The organism is Shewanella sp. 1180_01 (genome assembly GCF_052850535.1).
Genome location: NZ_VXCT01000031.1, coordinates 21,244 through 37,368, shown reverse-complemented (window position 1 = coordinate 37,368; position 16,125 = coordinate 21,244). Strand labels below are relative to the sequence as shown.

At 47.8% G+C, this 16,125-nt stretch carries 12 protein-coding genes; 8 read left to right on the top strand and 4 right to left on the bottom strand.

Annotated features, from left to right (window positions below):
* Window positions 1-24: 24 nt before the first annotated feature.
* Window positions 25-909 carry an EamA family transporter RarD gene (rarD, locus tag FW758_RS15600; protein ID WP_006079874.1) on the bottom strand — a complete coding sequence of 295 codons (885 nt, stop codon included), beginning with the start codon at window positions 907-909 and terminating at the stop codon, window positions 25-27.
* Window positions 910-1,110: 201 nt separating this feature from the next.
* Window positions 1,111-1,575 (bottom strand): thioesterase family protein, encoded by a 465-nt coding sequence (locus FW758_RS15595; protein WP_006079875.1) that lies wholly within the window; start codon window positions 1,573-1,575, stop codon window positions 1,111-1,113.
* A 440-nt stretch (window positions 1,576-2,015) separates the two neighbouring features.
* On the opposite strand from FW758_RS15595, the gene recQ reads away from it, so the two are divergent.
* Complete coding sequence (recQ, locus tag FW758_RS15590) at window positions 2,016-3,839, top strand: DNA helicase RecQ (protein WP_012586599.1); 1,824 nt, start codon at window positions 2,016-2,018, stop codon at window positions 3,837-3,839.
* Here the strand turns inward: recQ and FW758_RS15585 are convergent.
* Window positions 3,821-5,602, bottom strand: a complete 1,782-nt coding sequence (locus FW758_RS15585) for a diguanylate cyclase domain-containing protein (RefSeq protein ID WP_446445856.1) — start codon at window positions 5,600-5,602, stop codon at window positions 3,821-3,823. The two genes, recQ and FW758_RS15585, sit on opposite strands and share 19 nt — an antisense overlap.
* A gap of 504 nt (window positions 5,603-6,106) precedes the next feature.
* Between FW758_RS15585 and leuA the strand changes: the two genes are divergently transcribed.
* From leuA to glpK, 6 genes are all read left to right on the top strand, one after another.
* Complete coding sequence (gene leuA, locus FW758_RS15580) at window positions 6,107-7,675, top strand: 2-isopropylmalate synthase (RefSeq protein WP_446445855.1); 1,569 nt, start codon at window positions 6,107-6,109, stop codon at window positions 7,673-7,675.
* A 70-nt stretch (window positions 7,676-7,745) separates the two neighbouring features.
* Complete coding sequence (gene leuB / locus FW758_RS15575) at window positions 7,746-8,840, top strand: 3-isopropylmalate dehydrogenase (protein ID WP_446445854.1); 1,095 nt, start codon at window positions 7,746-7,748, stop codon at window positions 8,838-8,840.
* The gene (gene leuC, locus FW758_RS15570) at window positions 8,840-10,246 is read left to right on the top strand and encodes a 3-isopropylmalate dehydratase large subunit (RefSeq protein ID WP_242326294.1); all 1,407 of its coding nucleotides are present in this window, start codon (window positions 8,840-8,842) and stop codon (window positions 10,244-10,246) included. Before leuB ends, leuC begins: the two co-directional genes overlap by 1 nt.
* A 27-nt stretch (window positions 10,247-10,273) precedes the next feature.
* Window positions 10,274-10,879 carry a 3-isopropylmalate dehydratase small subunit gene (leuD, locus tag FW758_RS15565; RefSeq protein WP_446445853.1) on the top strand — a complete coding sequence of 202 codons (606 nt, stop codon included), beginning with the start codon at window positions 10,274-10,276 and terminating at the stop codon, window positions 10,877-10,879.
* Window positions 10,880-11,405: 526 nt separating this feature from the next.
* Entirely contained in the window at window positions 11,406-12,752 is a 1,347-nt protein-coding gene (locus tag FW758_RS15560) for an outer membrane protein transport protein (RefSeq protein ID WP_446445852.1), read from the top strand.
* A 192-nt stretch (window positions 12,753-12,944) separates the two neighbouring features.
* The gene (gene glpK / locus FW758_RS15555; protein WP_427724115.1) at window positions 12,945-14,429 is read left to right on the top strand and encodes a glycerol kinase GlpK; all 1,485 of its coding nucleotides are present in this window, start codon (window positions 12,945-12,947) and stop codon (window positions 14,427-14,429) included.
* A 159-nt stretch (window positions 14,430-14,588) separates the two neighbouring features.
* Here the strand turns inward: glpK and FW758_RS15550 are convergent, their stop codons facing one another.
* The gene (locus tag FW758_RS15550; RefSeq protein WP_446445851.1) at window positions 14,589-14,918 is read right to left on the bottom strand and encodes a hypothetical protein; all 330 of its coding nucleotides are present in this window, start codon (window positions 14,916-14,918) and stop codon (window positions 14,589-14,591) included.
* 738 nt (window positions 14,919-15,656) lie between these two features.
* Between FW758_RS15550 and mraZ the strand changes: the two genes are divergently transcribed.
* Entirely contained in the window at window positions 15,657-16,115 is a 459-nt protein-coding gene (gene mraZ, locus FW758_RS15545; RefSeq protein ID WP_011982222.1) for a division/cell wall cluster transcriptional repressor MraZ, read from the top strand.
* Window positions 16,116-16,125 lie beyond the last annotated feature (10 nt).

Below are 16,125 nucleotides of genomic sequence, written 5' to 3'. Positions count from 1 at the left end.
CTATGTGTATCGGCGTGATAATGATCACGCCGCTTTGCGTTTATAGGCCATGTCTAAGGTAAATACTAACAGGGCACTCCAGATAAAACCGAAGGTCACGCCTTTTTCTGCATCGAATGGCTCATTAAACAGACTCACTGCTAGGATGAACATGATACTTGGGCCGATATATTGGAAAAATCCAAGCATAGACAATGGAATCCGTACCGCCGCCCCTGCAAAACAGAGTAAAGGAATCGTGGTCACTATTCCCGCTGCCATTAACATCAGATTCAGTTGCCAATCGTTTGTCAGCATGCTCGCTGTTGCTGTGTCTAAGGTCGCGACTAGGTAAATTAGCGCGACCGGTAATAACACTGCGGTTTCGACCAATAAGCCAGCCTTAGCATCCACATTGACCTTTTTTCGCAGCAGCGCATAGAAACCAAAGGTGCCCGCGAGTGCCAGTGAGACAATTGGAATAGAGCCAAAAGAGATTAATTGGATCAACACACCAGCGCTGGCGAGTGCGACCGCAAACCATTGCAGCTTACGTAACCTTTCGCCTAGAAATAACATGCCAAGCAAGACGTTGAGCAGAGGGTTGATAAAGTAACCTAAGCTGGCATCGAGCATGTGATCGTTATTCACCGCCCAGATAAATAGCAGCCAGTTTCCCGCGATCAGTATGGAGGTAATGGTGAGAACCATTAGCTGTTTAGGCTGTTTAAACAGTAAGCGTAAGCGTGAGAACCCGCCAATAAATTGCATGATGATCAGCATAAACACGAACGACCAAATTACGCGATGGAGCAAAATTTCGGTAGCAGAGACATGGTTGAGTAATTTGAAATATAAAGGCGCAAAACCCCACATACAGTAAGCACTGACGGCGAGTAGGATCCCTTTGCGGTATTCAAGATCTTGCATGAGACATCTTCGAAGGACAACAAGACGGCGATTGTAGGTGTGTCTGACCGCTGACTCAAGGGCATCGCCGCGTTCTTTTGGTTACAGAATATCTCGATAAGAGATTGAGTGGCCGATCAACGCCAGTAAACATCTTACTAATCAAGATGTTTACTGGCTTTGAACTTTAAGACGGTAAATGAGTGTTCTGCGGTGAAGCTGCTAGCCCACCATATAAGTGCCTGTCCCAAAAGCGATATGTGTGCCTTGCTCATTATGCAATTCCATGCGGCACACCGACACCCGATTGCCCGCACGGATCACGCTGCCCGTCCCGGTAAAGGTGAGGCCGCGCCCCGGCCGCAGATAATCGACGCGCATGTCGATAGTGCCTAGGGTTTGCAGGCGTTGCTGCAGCTCTTCGACCGTCCAATCATCACGACTGGCAACCAGTCCTGCAAAGGCGGTGAGTCCGCCAACCACATCGAGTACCGTGGCTGTCACACCGCCGTGAAGGATTTGCTGGTGGATATTGCCAATCAGCTCAGGTTTCATGTTGATCACGACTTCAACGCCATCAATGTCATAACGCTTGATATCGAGTCCGAGTAGATTATGGAAAGGGACATGTTGATCAAATACTGCTGCGACTCTTCTCAAAGCTTCGGCTTGGATTGGACTGGTCATTATTGGGTCCTTGTCACTGAGTGACTGCATTAGGCGTAATTGGATTTGTTATCAACACTGAGATTAACCAAGTGCGGCTTAGAGCAATTAATCTACAGTGAAGCTCACCGCGAATGCAACTCTGTCGCTGAAATGAAGGTACTGTAACGAAATAACCTAGACGGATGATCTCATATTGACGCAAGACAGAAGCGGTTTAGGCCTCTATACCCAAGTTAGCGCAACATGTGAGTTTCAGAATGCCTTCGGCGCTCCGTCTCGGCGGGCTTTAAAGCACTTTACCCCCCGTTCGTTATTTTTGGCTTAGTCCACTAGGGGTTAAAATAGCTACAATCGCGATGAATGGCCTCGTCTAAAGTACTTTAAATTACCGCTGAATCCTGCATTTTGAGCTAGTTTGGGTATAGAATAGGCCCCCTCACTTTTAACATAGAAGATCCATGGAAAAGCTCGTACTCGACACGCATGATGATCCGCTCTCGCAACGCCTCGCACAGGTGTTTGGTTACCGTGACTTTAGGGACGGTCAGCGGGAGGTGATAGAACGTGTCTGCGGCGGGCAAGATTGCTTAGTGATCATGCCAACGGGCGGCGGTAAGAGTCTTTGCTATCAACTCCCCGCATTGCTGATGGATGGCATTACTATTGTCGTATCTCCATTGATTTCTTTGATGAAAGATCAAGTCGATAGCTTGTTACAAACCGGTGTTGCAGCGGCTTATCTCAATTCTTCATTGCCGCGAGAGCAGAGCGCCGAAGTATTAAGGCAGCTGCGCCACGGTGAATTAAAACTGCTTTATGTGTCACCAGAGCGCTTATTAAGCGCAGATTTTATTGAGCGAATGCAGTCGTTGCAGCTAGCGATGTTTGCCATCGACGAGGCGCACTGTATCAGTCAATGGGGTCATGATTTTCGCCCTGAATATGCGGCGCTTGGCCAGCTAAAACAACTCTTCCCCTATGTGCCCATGATGGCGCTGACGGCAACGGCGGATCAGGCGACTCGGCAGAGTATTTGCGAGCGACTTGGGATTGACCCGTTCCGTTTACTCTCTAGTTTCGACAGGCCTAATATTCGCTACACAGTGGCGGAAAAGCTCAATGCTGCGAATCAGTTACGGCATTTTTTAACCCAGCAAAATGGCACCAACGGGATTATTTATTGCAGCAGCCGACGCCGTGTCGACGAGGTTGCCGATCGTTTATGTCTGCAAGGCTTTAATGCTAAGGCCTATCATGCGGGAATGACGCAGGAAGATCGTGGCGCAGTGCAGGACAGTTTCCTTAAAGATCAAATCGATATCGTTGTCGCCACTGTGGCTTTCGGTATGGGGATCAATAAATCGAATGTGCGTTTTGTGGTGCATTACGATATCCCTAAAAGTATCGAAGCCTATTATCAGGAAACGGGCCGAGCGGGCCGTGATGGGCTTGATGCCGAGGCCTTTATGCTGTTTGATCCTGCCGATATTGGCCGGGTGCGACATTTGATTGAACAGTCTGAGCCAGGGCCGCAGCAGCAAGTCGAATTCCATAAACTCAATACCATGGCGGCGTTTGCTGAGGCGCAAACCTGCCGTCGCCAAGTGCTATTGCATTACTTTGATGAGAGCGCACTAGAGCCCTGTGGTAACTGCGATATTTGCCTCGATCCGCCTAAGCGTTATAACGGCACCGAAGATGCGCAAAAGGTGTTGTCATGTATTTTCCGTTTAGGTCAGCGTTTTGGTATTAATCACTTAATTGAAGTGCTGCGCGGCTCTAAAGGCGCCCCGATTGTTGACCGAGGCCATGACAAACTTACGACTTGGGGAATTGGTAAAGACAAGAGCCATGAGTATTGGTTGAGCGTGATCCGTCAGTTGATCCATTTGGGACTGGCGAGTCAAGATGTGACGCGAGGTTCATCTATAACCTTAAACCCATCGGCACGACCTGTGCTCAAAGGTGAGGTGGCGTTAATGCTCGCCGAACCGCGCATTCAGTTAACGACCACAAAACGCAAGGTGAGCCAGTCTAAGGCGCCGCTGAACTACGACCGTAAGCTATTCGCGCGACTCAAATTACTGCGAAGAACCATAGCTGAGCAGCAGGATGTGCCACCGTATTTAGTGTTTAACGATGCGACGCTGGCGGAAATGGCGGCCATGATGCCGACCAGTGCAGGGGAAATGCTCGCCGTTAACGGAGTGGGCGAGCGTAAACTGAGTCGTTTCGGCGACGCTTTTCTCGATGAAATCGCGGCTTATTTAGCGGGAGAATAATGGTTTGGATTATTCTCACTGATTTTAACCTTTCCCAATTGATTGATACTGGCGCGCTTAATTAAAGACTCTAGCGTATCAAACTGCTGCATTGCCGCGATACCAATATTGACCTTGCTTGACCCCTGCCAAGGCTGAATACAGGCCACTAATTGATTGACGACTTTCTTAGCACCAGCTGCAGAGGTGTGCGGTAGGATAATCACAATTTCATCCATCGAATATCGGATCAACTTATCTTGCTCTCGCAGTCTGTGTTGTAGCTCATCCTGCAGAGGCGGCAAGTCAACTTGCCGTATTTGACTCGCATTAAAAAGTAATAAAGACAGCGGATAATTACCTTGTTTGGCACTGTTCAAGGCCGATGTGACTTGTTGGAGCAGAGTTTCCGCAGGTTCCTCGCCTTCGATACGGGGCGCGCGATTATTTTGCTTATCAATCAAATACCAAATAGCCCCGCCGAGTAACGTCATCGCAATTAAGAACAGTGTGCTATAGGCCCAGTCTAGATTTAACTCTTGGAGGATCGATGCCTTTTCTGGCGCAGGACTATTCTGATCCTGCTGCAGATCTTGTTGATTTAGGCGGGCTTTAAATTGCAATATCCGTGCAGTGTTCATCCCTTGATTGGCGAGTTCGGCAGCTCGATAGCGTTTGAGTAAGAAAGAATAGGCCTGCTTAAAATCCCCTTGCACTAAGTAGTGATCGCTCATGATCCCGTAAAATCCTTTGAGATCAGAATATTGTTTTAGATTTTCAGCTTGTTCAATGGCGTGATTCATTAGGATTAATGCGGCATCGTCTTGATGTTGGGCAAAGCGTATTTGTGCCAGCAGGCGGGTCGAGCGCATCATAGCCAATTGCTGATTGTGCTTCTTGAAGGTATTGATGGCGATAGAAAGGTATTCTTCGGCTGTGTCGATGCGGCCTTTATCGAGCGCGATCGATGCCAAAATGGCATAGCTGTAGGCAAGCTCAAGTGGCGAACCGAGTTCAGGTAGTAGTGCCTTTGCTTGTTTTTCGAGTTTATCACTGTAATCGAATTCTTGATTATCGAGCGCTATTCTGGCCGCATTTCGTAGAATGATATGTAACACTTTGCCCTTGGCATCTGAGCTCTGTATTCCTAAGTTGGTGTAATACATGGCCTGAGGGAAATCATGGGTTGCGTAGAGTAAATTACCCATGGCCGCATAAATATAAGCCTGTGGTGGCCAAACCCAATTCTGGGTCTGAGTATGAATGTCTGGATAAATATCGATGGCCAGACGTAAATCTTCGATGGCAGAGGAGAAATTATCCGTATTGGTATCGAGCTGACCACGTAAACGTAAGGCATCGACTAAGGCTTGGGGCTGTTGATAGCGTCGCGCTAAGGTAATGGCAGAATCCAGCAAGGGCAGCGCATTTTGAATATTGTTGTAGTTGAGATTTGCGTCGGCTTGGCAAATCAAAAAGTAGGGGCGAACTTGATCGAGCTTAAGCTGCTTAGCATTGGCCTCGCCTAGCTGAGCCACGTTGATTGCGGCTTCGTTCTCACCCAGTTGCAGCAGATTTTGGCATTTCAATACACTCAATCTGAGTCGATTAATGTCAGAAGTGGCACTGGTTGTAAATTGTTTTTCTAAGGCAGTGATTTGAGTCAGGGCTTTACTGGGATATTGGTAGACGAGTTCTGTGAGCTCATCTAACTGGTCTATAGCACTCGCCCCAAAGGGGATCAGCCATAACAACAGGCTAAGTACCAAGACGCGAAAATCCATTTTGTGCTCCATAAAATGCGTAAGCTCTAATATCCGTAATCACTAAGGCGAGATTATAACTTTTCTTAATCGTTTTTTGCATAAAAAACTATTATTTTCTAAGGGGAATAAGTTAACACATCCCTGTGCTTTCTGAATCCAAACAGCGGGTTAATTCTGTGGAATCGATCACTTATTTGGGGATAAAACTCACAGTTATTGGCCTTAAGACAGGTCGAATGAGTGGAACATGAAAAAATTAGGGTTGACACTCTCGGCTAGGCAAGTTAAATATTAACCGTCCTAGATTATTTGAACAGAATAAATATTTAAATAAAATGAATAGAATTAGCAGCAAACTCGACCTCCTCTCTCTCCTCGCGGTTTATACGCGGAGGTCTTAGTGTTGCACGCTCGATAAATAGGCAAAGCATTCACAAACCCCGCACAAATGTTGCGGGGTTTTTTGTATCTGAATACGGCAAAAGTTAAATAATGAACGGTGACGTTCCATGGAGAAGCGAGATGTCTAACAGAGTAATTATATTTGATACGACCTTACGTGATGGTGAGCAGGCGTTAGCCGCAAGCCTTTCGGTCAAAGAAAAGTTACAGATCGCCATGGCGCTGGAACGTCTAGGTGTTGATGTAATGGAAGTGGGTTTTCCAGTTTCATCACCCGGTGATTTTGAGTCGGTGCAAACCATAGCGCGCACCATCAAAAATAGCCGCGTTTGTGCGTTATCCCGCGCACTTGAAAAGGACATCGATGCCGCGGCGCAGGCCTTGTCTGTTGCAGATCAGTTCCGTATCCATACGTTTATCTCGACATCGACGATTCATGTGGAAAGCAAGTTGAAGCGTTCTTTCGACCAAGTATTAGAAATGGCGGTGGGCGCAATGAAATACGCCCGTCGTTTTACCGACGACGTGGAGTTTTCCTGTGAGGATGCGGGACGTACGCCAATCGACAATCTGTGTCGTATGGTAGAGGCCGCCATTCTTGCTGGCGCGCGTACCATTAACATTCCCGATACGGTCGGTTACACAGTGCCAAGCGAGTTTGGCACTATTATCCAAACCCTGTTTAACCGTGTGCCGAACATCGACCAAGCGGTGATCTCAGTGCATTGCCACGATGATTTAGGTTTGTCAGTGGCTAACTCGATAACCGCAGTGCAACACGGTGCGCGTCAAATCGAATGTACGATCAATGGTATAGGTGAGCGTGCGGGTAACTGTTCATTGGAAGAGATCGCTATGATTTTAGCGACGCGTAAGGGCATGTTGGGTTTGGAAACGGGCATTAACGCCAAGGAAATCCACCGTACTTCTAATTTAGTCAGCCAGTTATGCAACATGCCAGTGCAGGCGAACAAGGCGATTGTCGGTGCCAATGCCTTTACCCATTCGTCGGGTATCCATCAGGATGGCATGTTAAAAGCGCAAAATACCTATGAAATCATGACTCCAGAAAGCATAGGTTTGAATCGGAACAATTTGAATATGACTTCGCGCTCAGGTCGCCATGTGATCAAGCATCGCATGGAGGAAATGGGTTATAGCGAGCACGATTACAATATGGATGCGCTGTACGAAGAGTTCCTAAAATTGGCAGATAAAAAGGGACAAGTATTTGATTATGATTTAGAAGCCTTAGCCTTTATGGAAGCGCAGGCCGAAGAAGATAATCACTATCAATTGCAGCAATTAGTGGTGCAGTCTGACTCTACCGAAGGCGTTGCCACAGCTACCGTTCGTATTGAAGTGGGCGGTGAAATTAAAACCGAAGCCGCAACCGGCAATGGTCCCGTTGATGCCGCCTATAACGCCATTGCCCGTGCTACTGATCGTCGTATCGACATCATCAGCTACAAGTTAGGCGCTAAGGGCGTAGGCCAAAATGCCTTAGGTCAAGTGGACATTACCGCCGTTTACCACGAGCAAAACTTCCACGGTGTAGGTTTAGCGACCGATGTCGTTGAAGCCTCGGCGCGCGCTTTAGTGCATGTGATGAACTTAACGTGCCGCGCAGACAAGGTCGCCGATTACAAACAAAGCATGCAAAAGAATCGAGAGCTAGGCGGCGTTTAGTCGCTAAAAGCATCCAAAGAATAGCAAGGTCGAGCATAAAGCATTCATATTTAAAGGAGTTGGCTGGCGTATGAGTTATCAAGTAGCAGTATTAGCAGGGGACGGGATCGGCCCAGAAGTGATGGCAGAGGCGCGTAAAGTGCTGCGAGAAGTGGAAGCGCGATTCGATTTGAATATCGAATATACGCAATACGATGTCGGCGGTATTGCCATCGATAACCACGGTTGCCCACTACCCGATGCCACGCTAAAAGGTTGTGAAGCGGCCGATGCGATTCTATTTGGTTCAGTCGGTGGCCCTAAGTGGGAAAAGTTACCGCCAAATGAACAACCTGAGCGCGGCGCGCTATTGCCTCTGCGTGGTCACTTCGAACTGTTTTGCAATCTGCGCCCAGCCAAACTGCACGATGGCCTAGAGCATATGTCACCGCTGCGTAGCGATATCTCTGCCCGTGGCTTTGATGTTTTATGTGTGCGTGAGTTAACCGGCGGCATTTATTTTGGTAAACCAAAGGGCCGCCAAGGTGAAGGCGAGAATGAAGAAGCCTTCGATACCATGCGTTATAGCCGCCGCGAAATTAGCCGTATCGCCCACATCGCCTTTGAAGCCGCTCGTGGTCGCCGTAAAAAAGTCACCTCAGTGGATAAAGCCAACGTACTGGCTTGTTCAGTGTTGTGGCGCCAAGTGGTTGAAGAAGTGGCGGTTGATTTTCCCGATGTCGAGCTGGAACATATCTATATCGATAACGCGACCATGCAACTGCTGCGTCGCCCCGATGAGTTCGATGTGATGTTATGTTCTAACCTGTTCGGTGACATTTTATCCGACGAAATCGCCATGTTAACGGGCTCTATGGGCTTGTTGTCCTCGGCGAGCATGAACAGCAGTGGTTTTGGTTTATTCGAACCAGCAGGTGGCAGTGCGCCGGATATCGCAGGTAAAGGGATAGCCAACCCAGTCGCGCAAATTCTGTCGGCAGCATTAATGTTGCGTCATAGCTTGAAACAAGAAGAAGCGGCGAGTGCGATTGAGCGCGCCGTGAGCAAAGCCTTGAACTCTGGCTATTTAACCGGTGAGTTATTGAGCAGCGACAAGCGTAGTGAAGCGAAATCGACGGCAGAAATGGGTGACTTTATCGCCAATGCTATAAAGGAAGGTGTGTAATGACGAACGCAAAGACCTTGTACCAAAAAGTATGGGATGCACATATCGTTGCTGCTCCAGAGGGCGAAGCGCCGGTCATTTATGTCGACAGACATTTAGTCCATGAAGTGACGTCACCTCAAGCATTCAGCGGTTTGAAGGTCGCGGGCCGTAAGCTGCGCGCGCCGGAAAAAACCTTTGCGACTATGGATCATAATACTTCTACTCGCAGCGCCAGTTTAGATGCCCTAAGCCCGATGGCGCGCACTCAGGTGGAAACCCTAGCGCAAAACTGTAAAGACTTTGGCGTGCGCTTATATGATATTCACCATCCTAATCAAGGGATTGTGCATGTGATGGGCCCTGAGCTAGGCATTACCTTACCCGGCACTGTGATTGTGTGTGGCGATTCCCATACCGCCACCCACGGCGCCTTTGGCGCATTGGCGTTTGGGATTGGCACTTCGGAAGTTGAGCACGTGTTAGCAACGCAAACGCTGCGTCAGTTAAAAGCTAAAACCATGAAGATTGAAGTGCGTGGTCATGTCACCGATGGCGTGACCGCCAAAGATATCGTCCTCGCTATTATTGGCAAAATCGGCATGGATGGTGGCACGGGTTACGTGGTGGAGTTCTGCGGTGAGGCGATCGAAGCCCTGTCGATGGAAGGCCGCATGACAGTGTGTAACATGGCGATTGAGATGGGCGCGAAGGCGGGCATGGTCGCGCCGGATCAAACCACTTTTGATTATTTAGCAGGCCGCGAATTTGCGCCAAAGGGCGAAGATTGGACTGAGGCTGTCGCTTACTGGAAAGCCATTAAAACCGATGACGGCGCGGTGTTTGATGCTGTCGTTGAGTTAGATGCCGCCGATATCGCGCCACAATTGACTTGGGGTACTAACCCAGGCCAAGTAGTGGCAATCGATGGCAAAGTACCGGATCCCATTAATGAAGCTAACCCAAGCACCCGAGCTAGTATGGAAAAGGCTTTAGAATACATTGGCCTGAGTGCGGGTACGCCGATGACAGACATCAGTATCAACAAGGTGTTTATCGGTTCTTGTACTAACTCACGGATTGAAGATTTACGCAGCGCCGCCGTACATGCCAAAGGCCGTAAAGTCGCGAGTGGCGTCACCGCGATTGTCGTTCCAGGTTCTGGCCAAGTGAAAGCACAAGCTGAAGCCGAAGGCTTAGATAAAATCTTTATCGAAGCGGGATTTGAGTGGCGTTTACCGGGTTGTTCTATGTGTTTAGCGATGAACGATGACAGATTAGAGGCGGGCGATCGCTGCGCCTCGACCAGTAATCGTAACTTCGAAGGTCGCCAAGGTCGCGGCAGTCGTACCCATTTGGTGAGTCCAGCAATGGCTGCAGCCGCTGCGGTGGCGGGGCATTTTGTCGATATTCGTAAACCTTACTAATTACCGTAAACCCAAGAGGAGAAGTTAATGCAACCTTTTACGACCCATACCGGGCTTGCGGTCATGATAGACAGCACCAATATCGATACGGATCAGATCATTCCGAAACAGTTTTTGTCTAAGGTGACGCGCGATGGTTTTGGCGTGCACTTATTCCACGACTGGCGTTATTTAGATGATGCGGGCGATCAGCCTAATCCTGAGTTTTCATTGAATCAAAGCCGTTATAAAGGCGCGTCGATTCTTTTGGCGCAGGAAAACTTTGGTTGTGGTTCAAGCCGCGAACATGCGCCTTGGGCGCTGGCAGACTTTGGTCTGCGTGCGATTATAGCGCCGAGTTTTGCTGACATTTTTTACGGTAACTCAATCAATAATGGCCTGTTACCTGTGGCGTTAACCCACGCGCAGGTGCGCCAATTAATGGATGAAGTGGCGGCAGAAGCTGGCGCACAAATAACTGTTGATCTCACAAGCTGTAAAGTGGTTTCACCGTCGGGCGCCGAGTTTAGTTTTACGCTGGCAGAATCGGCAAGGCATAAGCTGCTAAACGGTTTAGATGCAATTGGGTTGACCTTGTCCCACGCTGCGCAAATCAGTCAGTACGAAACCCAAATCCAAGGTTGGCGCCGTTAGTTTTTCAGCGCACATTTGTACTGGTGTTGAGTCCATATTTAAGCGCCTAGGTTAACACCTAGGCGCTTTTGTTTTAAATCATCATCTACTCATGGTTTAACTAGTTGTATTTTAAGTGATAAATTTTTACTGCTGTTTGTGTGTCATAGAATTTTTGTATCGATAGTGATTTATGCTGAATTTGTTACATCTGAATGATTTACACGTGTTTCTGCGATTTTTAATTTTACTGTGTTGTTTATTATGGTTATTTTTTTATTTCACCATATTGAGTTAATCAGCACTGCGAATAGTAACTGGGCGAATATAGGCTAAATTTTGTTTAAATGGTGATATTGGTCACTAAATCTGTTTTAAAGTCATCGTTAGCTAGAGTTTTTGTCTGTTTTATCTCCTTTGGTTGCAAACATCTTCTGCATAAGTAAACTGCTTCGCATTCAATCTGGAGTGTTTGCTCTATTTTGCCTGAACGCCGCAGTACTCATTTAAGTAGTACAGATAACAATAATATTATTAGAGAATAACGATGCAAAAACGTCTTCTGACTTTGGCTGTCACTGCAGCCTTGTTAAGTTCAACGACTCAACTCCATGCCGCTGGTTTTCAATTAGCCGAATATTCTGCCACAGGCTTAGGCCGCGCCTTTGCCGGTGAAGCGGCTATGGCGGATAACGCTTCGGCTCAAGCACGTAATCCAGCCATGTTGACTTATCTCGAAGGTCGTCAGTTATCAACGGGTGGTATTTATGTCATGCCAAACGTCGATGTGACTGGCGATGTCAGCATTAGCTCGCCGTTAATTGGCCCAAATCCTAAAGTGATAGCTGGTGATGCACTGGATGTGGCCGATGACGCACTCGTACCAAATTTTTACTACTCAAATCAGTTAAATGATCAATGGACTTGGGGCCTAGCGGTAAATTCTAACTATGGTCTAGCCACTGAATTACCTGCGACTCACGCCGCGGCTATTTTTGGTAACAAGACTTCAGTTACAACCGTTGAGTTTAATCCAAACATCGCTTATCGCATCAATGATGCAGTTAGCGTCGGTGCTGGTGTACGTATCGTTTATGGTGAAGGCGAAATTGGTGCGTCATTACCAGGTTGGGTCGATGGTATCAAACCTGCTCTGCCTGCTCCCGTGCAGGCAATGTTACCTCCTGGTGGCACTGAGCTGAAAAGCATGAAGGGTGATGATGTGGGTTACGGCTGGCAGTTAGGTGCAAGCTGGCAGATCAATCCGGCTCACCGTTTAGGCTTTGCGTATCACAGCGGCGTGCAATTGGACTTAGATGGTCATGCTTCTGGCGTCTTGTATACCGGCGGCCAAGATGTGTCTATCGAAGGCTATTTACCCCTTGAATTACCCGCCTTTGCAGAAATTGCTTCCCATCATCAATTGACCGATAACTGGGCCATGCACGCGAGCGTGAACTGGACCGATTGGAGTGTATTTGATCAGCTGGTGGCTTATTTCCCTGGTGACGTTAAACCTAAGGGCGATTTAGAGTCTGATTTAGTTAAAGAAGAACACTTTGAAGATAACTGGCGTTTCGCGCTGGGAACCACTTATCAAGTGAATAATGACTGGTTAGTGCGTGCCGGTGTTGCTTTAGACAAAACCGCAGCAAATGACGAGTGGCGCACAACCACAATTCCAGACTCTGACCGTCTGTGGTTCTCTGTCGGCGCCGGTTATCAGGCGACTAAGAATCTGAATGTTGATTTTGCGGTGACTTATATCAAAGCAACAGGCGATGCGCCAATCAACGAACAGCAAAACCTACTGGGCTTAGCGGCCGTTAACTTTAACGGTGAAGCGAGCGGCGATGTGTGGCTTGCGGGTATCCAGATGAGCTATAAGATGTAAGTTCTGCGTAGTTTAAAAAAGCCCTGAATCTTCAGGGCTTTTTTATGGCTATAGCATGGTGGCGTTATCTTGTTTTACGGCTTGCTTGCTGGTCATGGCAGAAAATTGCGAATATATTCATTGCTAAGTAGTGGTTCATGTTAATTCTCGCCGGCATAAAAAGGCGGCGGAGAGTTCAGATAGGATAGTAGCGTGCAGAAAAAATACGTGGTGGCCTTAGATCAAGGCACGACCAGCTCAAGGGCGATAGTGTTCGATCACGACGCAAACATTGTCAGCGTGTCCCAGCGGGAATTCACCCAGTTGTATCCGAATCCGGGTTGGGTCGAGCATGATCCCATGGAGATCTGGGCAAGCCAAAGTTCAGTATTAATTGAAGTGCTGGCGCGCGCGGGGATCCACAGCGATGAAGTGGCCGCGATTGGCATTACCAATCAGCGGGAAACCACTGTCATTTGGGAGAAAGCCACAGGTAAACCTATCTATAACGCGATTGTGTGGCAGTGCCGTCGTAGCTCTGAAATTTGTGAGCAACTCAAAGCTCAAGGATTAGAAGAGTATGTCCGTGAAAACACAGGCCTGTTACTCGACCCTTATTTTTCAGGCACTAAGATCAAGTGGATTCTAGATAATGTGCCCAATGCCCGTGCGCAAGCTGAGCGCGGTGAGTTGTTGTTCGGCACTATCGATACTTGGCTAGTGTGGAAGTTAACCGAGGGCAAAGTGCATGTCACCGATCCCACCAATGCTGCTCGTACTCTGCTGTTTAATATCCATAGCCTGACTTGGGATAACAAGTTACTTGAAGCTTTAGACATTCCCTTGTCGATGTTGCCCGAAGTTAAGCCTTCCTGCAGCGTGTATGGCACCACGCGGATTGCCGGTGAAGGCAGTGAAATCCAAGTCGCGGGGATGGCGGGCGACCAACAAGCGGCGCTTTTTGGCCAGCTGTGTGTCGAGCCCGGCATGGCGAAGAATACCTATGGCACTGGCTGTTTTTTATTGATGAATACCGGGACCAAAGCGGTGCGTTCCAACCATGGGTTACTGACCACAGTTGCCGTGGGACCGAAGGGCGAAGTGAACTATGCCCTCGAAGGTTCAGTCTTCATGGGTGGCGCGACTATTCAATGGCTGCGGGATGAACTGGGGCTTATTCGTGACGCCAGTGATACTGAGTATTTTGCCTCTAAGGTTGCTGATACCAATGGCGTGTATTTAGTGCCCGCTTTTGTGGGACTCGGGGCACCCTATTGGGATCCCAATGCCCGTGGCGCACTCTTTGGTTTAACCCGTGGCGCCAACCGTAATCATATTATTCGGGCGGCGTTAGAATCTATCGCTTACCAGAGTAAAGATTTACTCGATGCCATGACCAAGGACAGTGGTGTTAGCCTTAAGCGTTTGAAGGTGGATGGCGGCGCGGTCGCCAATGATTTTTTGATGCAGTTTCAAGCCGATATCACCGATGTCGAAGTACTAAGGCCGAGTGTTTGTGAGACAACCGCTTTGGGCGCGGCATTTTTAGCAGGGTTGGCTGTGGGCTTTTGGGAGAGTGTCATAGAGCTTGAACATAAAGCTTGTATCGACAAACATTTTATCCCCAATATTGATGCCGAGACTCGGGTGCGGTTATACGCAGGTTGGCAGGATGCCGTCGCCAGAACTCGCGCCTAAGCTATTCGACTTAAGCTACTCAATTTGAGTTCTTTGACTTGAGGCATGCTTAAATTTGATATTAAGTTTGAGTTGGTTTGAAATATGACTCGATTATGGTGAATAAAAAGGCGCTAATCCAATAGGATTGCGCCTTTTCCGTTTTATATCAGTACGGACTTATACTTCAACATCAATAATATGCTGGCTTGGCGGCTTTTTGATTTCCGCGGTATCGTCGGTGACTTCAAGCACGACACCTTCTTTTAATTCTTCAGGCTCATCCGATGCATGGCGTTTCTTATTCTTATTGCTATCAGCATCTTTGCGTCTCTCCCTGACTTTCGCGTCGCGTCCTTCTAACGTTGGGGGTAACTGTGACTGCGGTGTTTCATGGCTATCGGGGGCATTTGCGGTTGCACTACTCACTTGGTCGACGACCCGTTTAGGGTGCAACACGGCTTTCACTGGCTGCGCCAGCATGGCATAAATGCTATCCAATCCACTCATAACGCCTCCTTGTTATTACACCTCTTAACATGTTATCGGCAGGAGTCGGTCAATATTTAGACTATACGCGGTTTAAGTCGTTAAGGCGAATGAGGGGGGTTAAGATCTAAGCATGAGCAATCGATGCTAACCAAAGCGGCACTTATTGTGAAGCAACCACAGTGGTTGAGAAGGAACAATAGTAGCGAATGCAAAATTGAGGTGAATTGTTGGATTTGCGTGGTGCTTTTACGGGATTTGGAGTGGGAACGTTGAGCTTTCTCGCAATCGTGACATTAATATTCAACCATCTGCAAAAAGATGATCGTCTTTATTTCGGATAATTATTTAGATTTTCGTGCTAAATCCAACTCTTTTTTGACTGTCTAATAAGGTTGAATTTAAGTTTATTTTGTTACTTTTTTGGGTTTAAGGTTATTCCTCGACCCGTAAAACTCCACAAATACAGAATTAATCCCCCTTTTTTTTTCATCGCAAGCACCTGAAAGCAAAAGGTTGCTGAATATTTCGGCGCATTTTATTCCTGTAGTTTTTTCTGTTTAGTCGATCTCTCGTGGTCTTTCATGTCAAAAGCTTGTCGCTAGGTTAAGTGCTCAACATGCTGCTAACCCGCTTGCCGACTGGATTTATAAAAGGATCCCATCCCTTGACATTGCTTGTCGACTGTCCCTAAACTTAGCAGTTGTGGGAAATAGTGGATATTTGTGGATCAAAAATCACAGGAAAGGATGAATTAGCGTGTTTCGTGGAGCCAGTGCTATCAACTTAGATACAAAGGGACGGATCGCTATTCCAGTGCGATACCGCGAACCTTTGCAGCTTGAGCACCAAGGCCGCATCGTGATTACCGTCGACATCCAATCCGCTTGTTTACTCTTGTATCCAATCCATGAATGGGAATTGATCGAAGCTAAGTTGTTAAAGCTTTCCGATACCGATAAAACCCAGAGATCGTTAAAACGTCTGTTACTCGGTTACGCCCACGAAGTGGAGCTCGACGGTAATGGGCGCATATTACTGCCGCCACCGCTAAGGCAATATGCCAATTTAGATAAGCGCATCATGCTGGTGGGGCAATTGAACAAATTTGAGCTGTGGGATGAGCAATCTTGGCTGCAGCAAATCGATGAGTGTCAGGAAACGATTCGAAGTGAGGAGCTTGCTAGTAACGAGCGTCTCGCGGATTTTTCACTTTAACGAGTCGCGA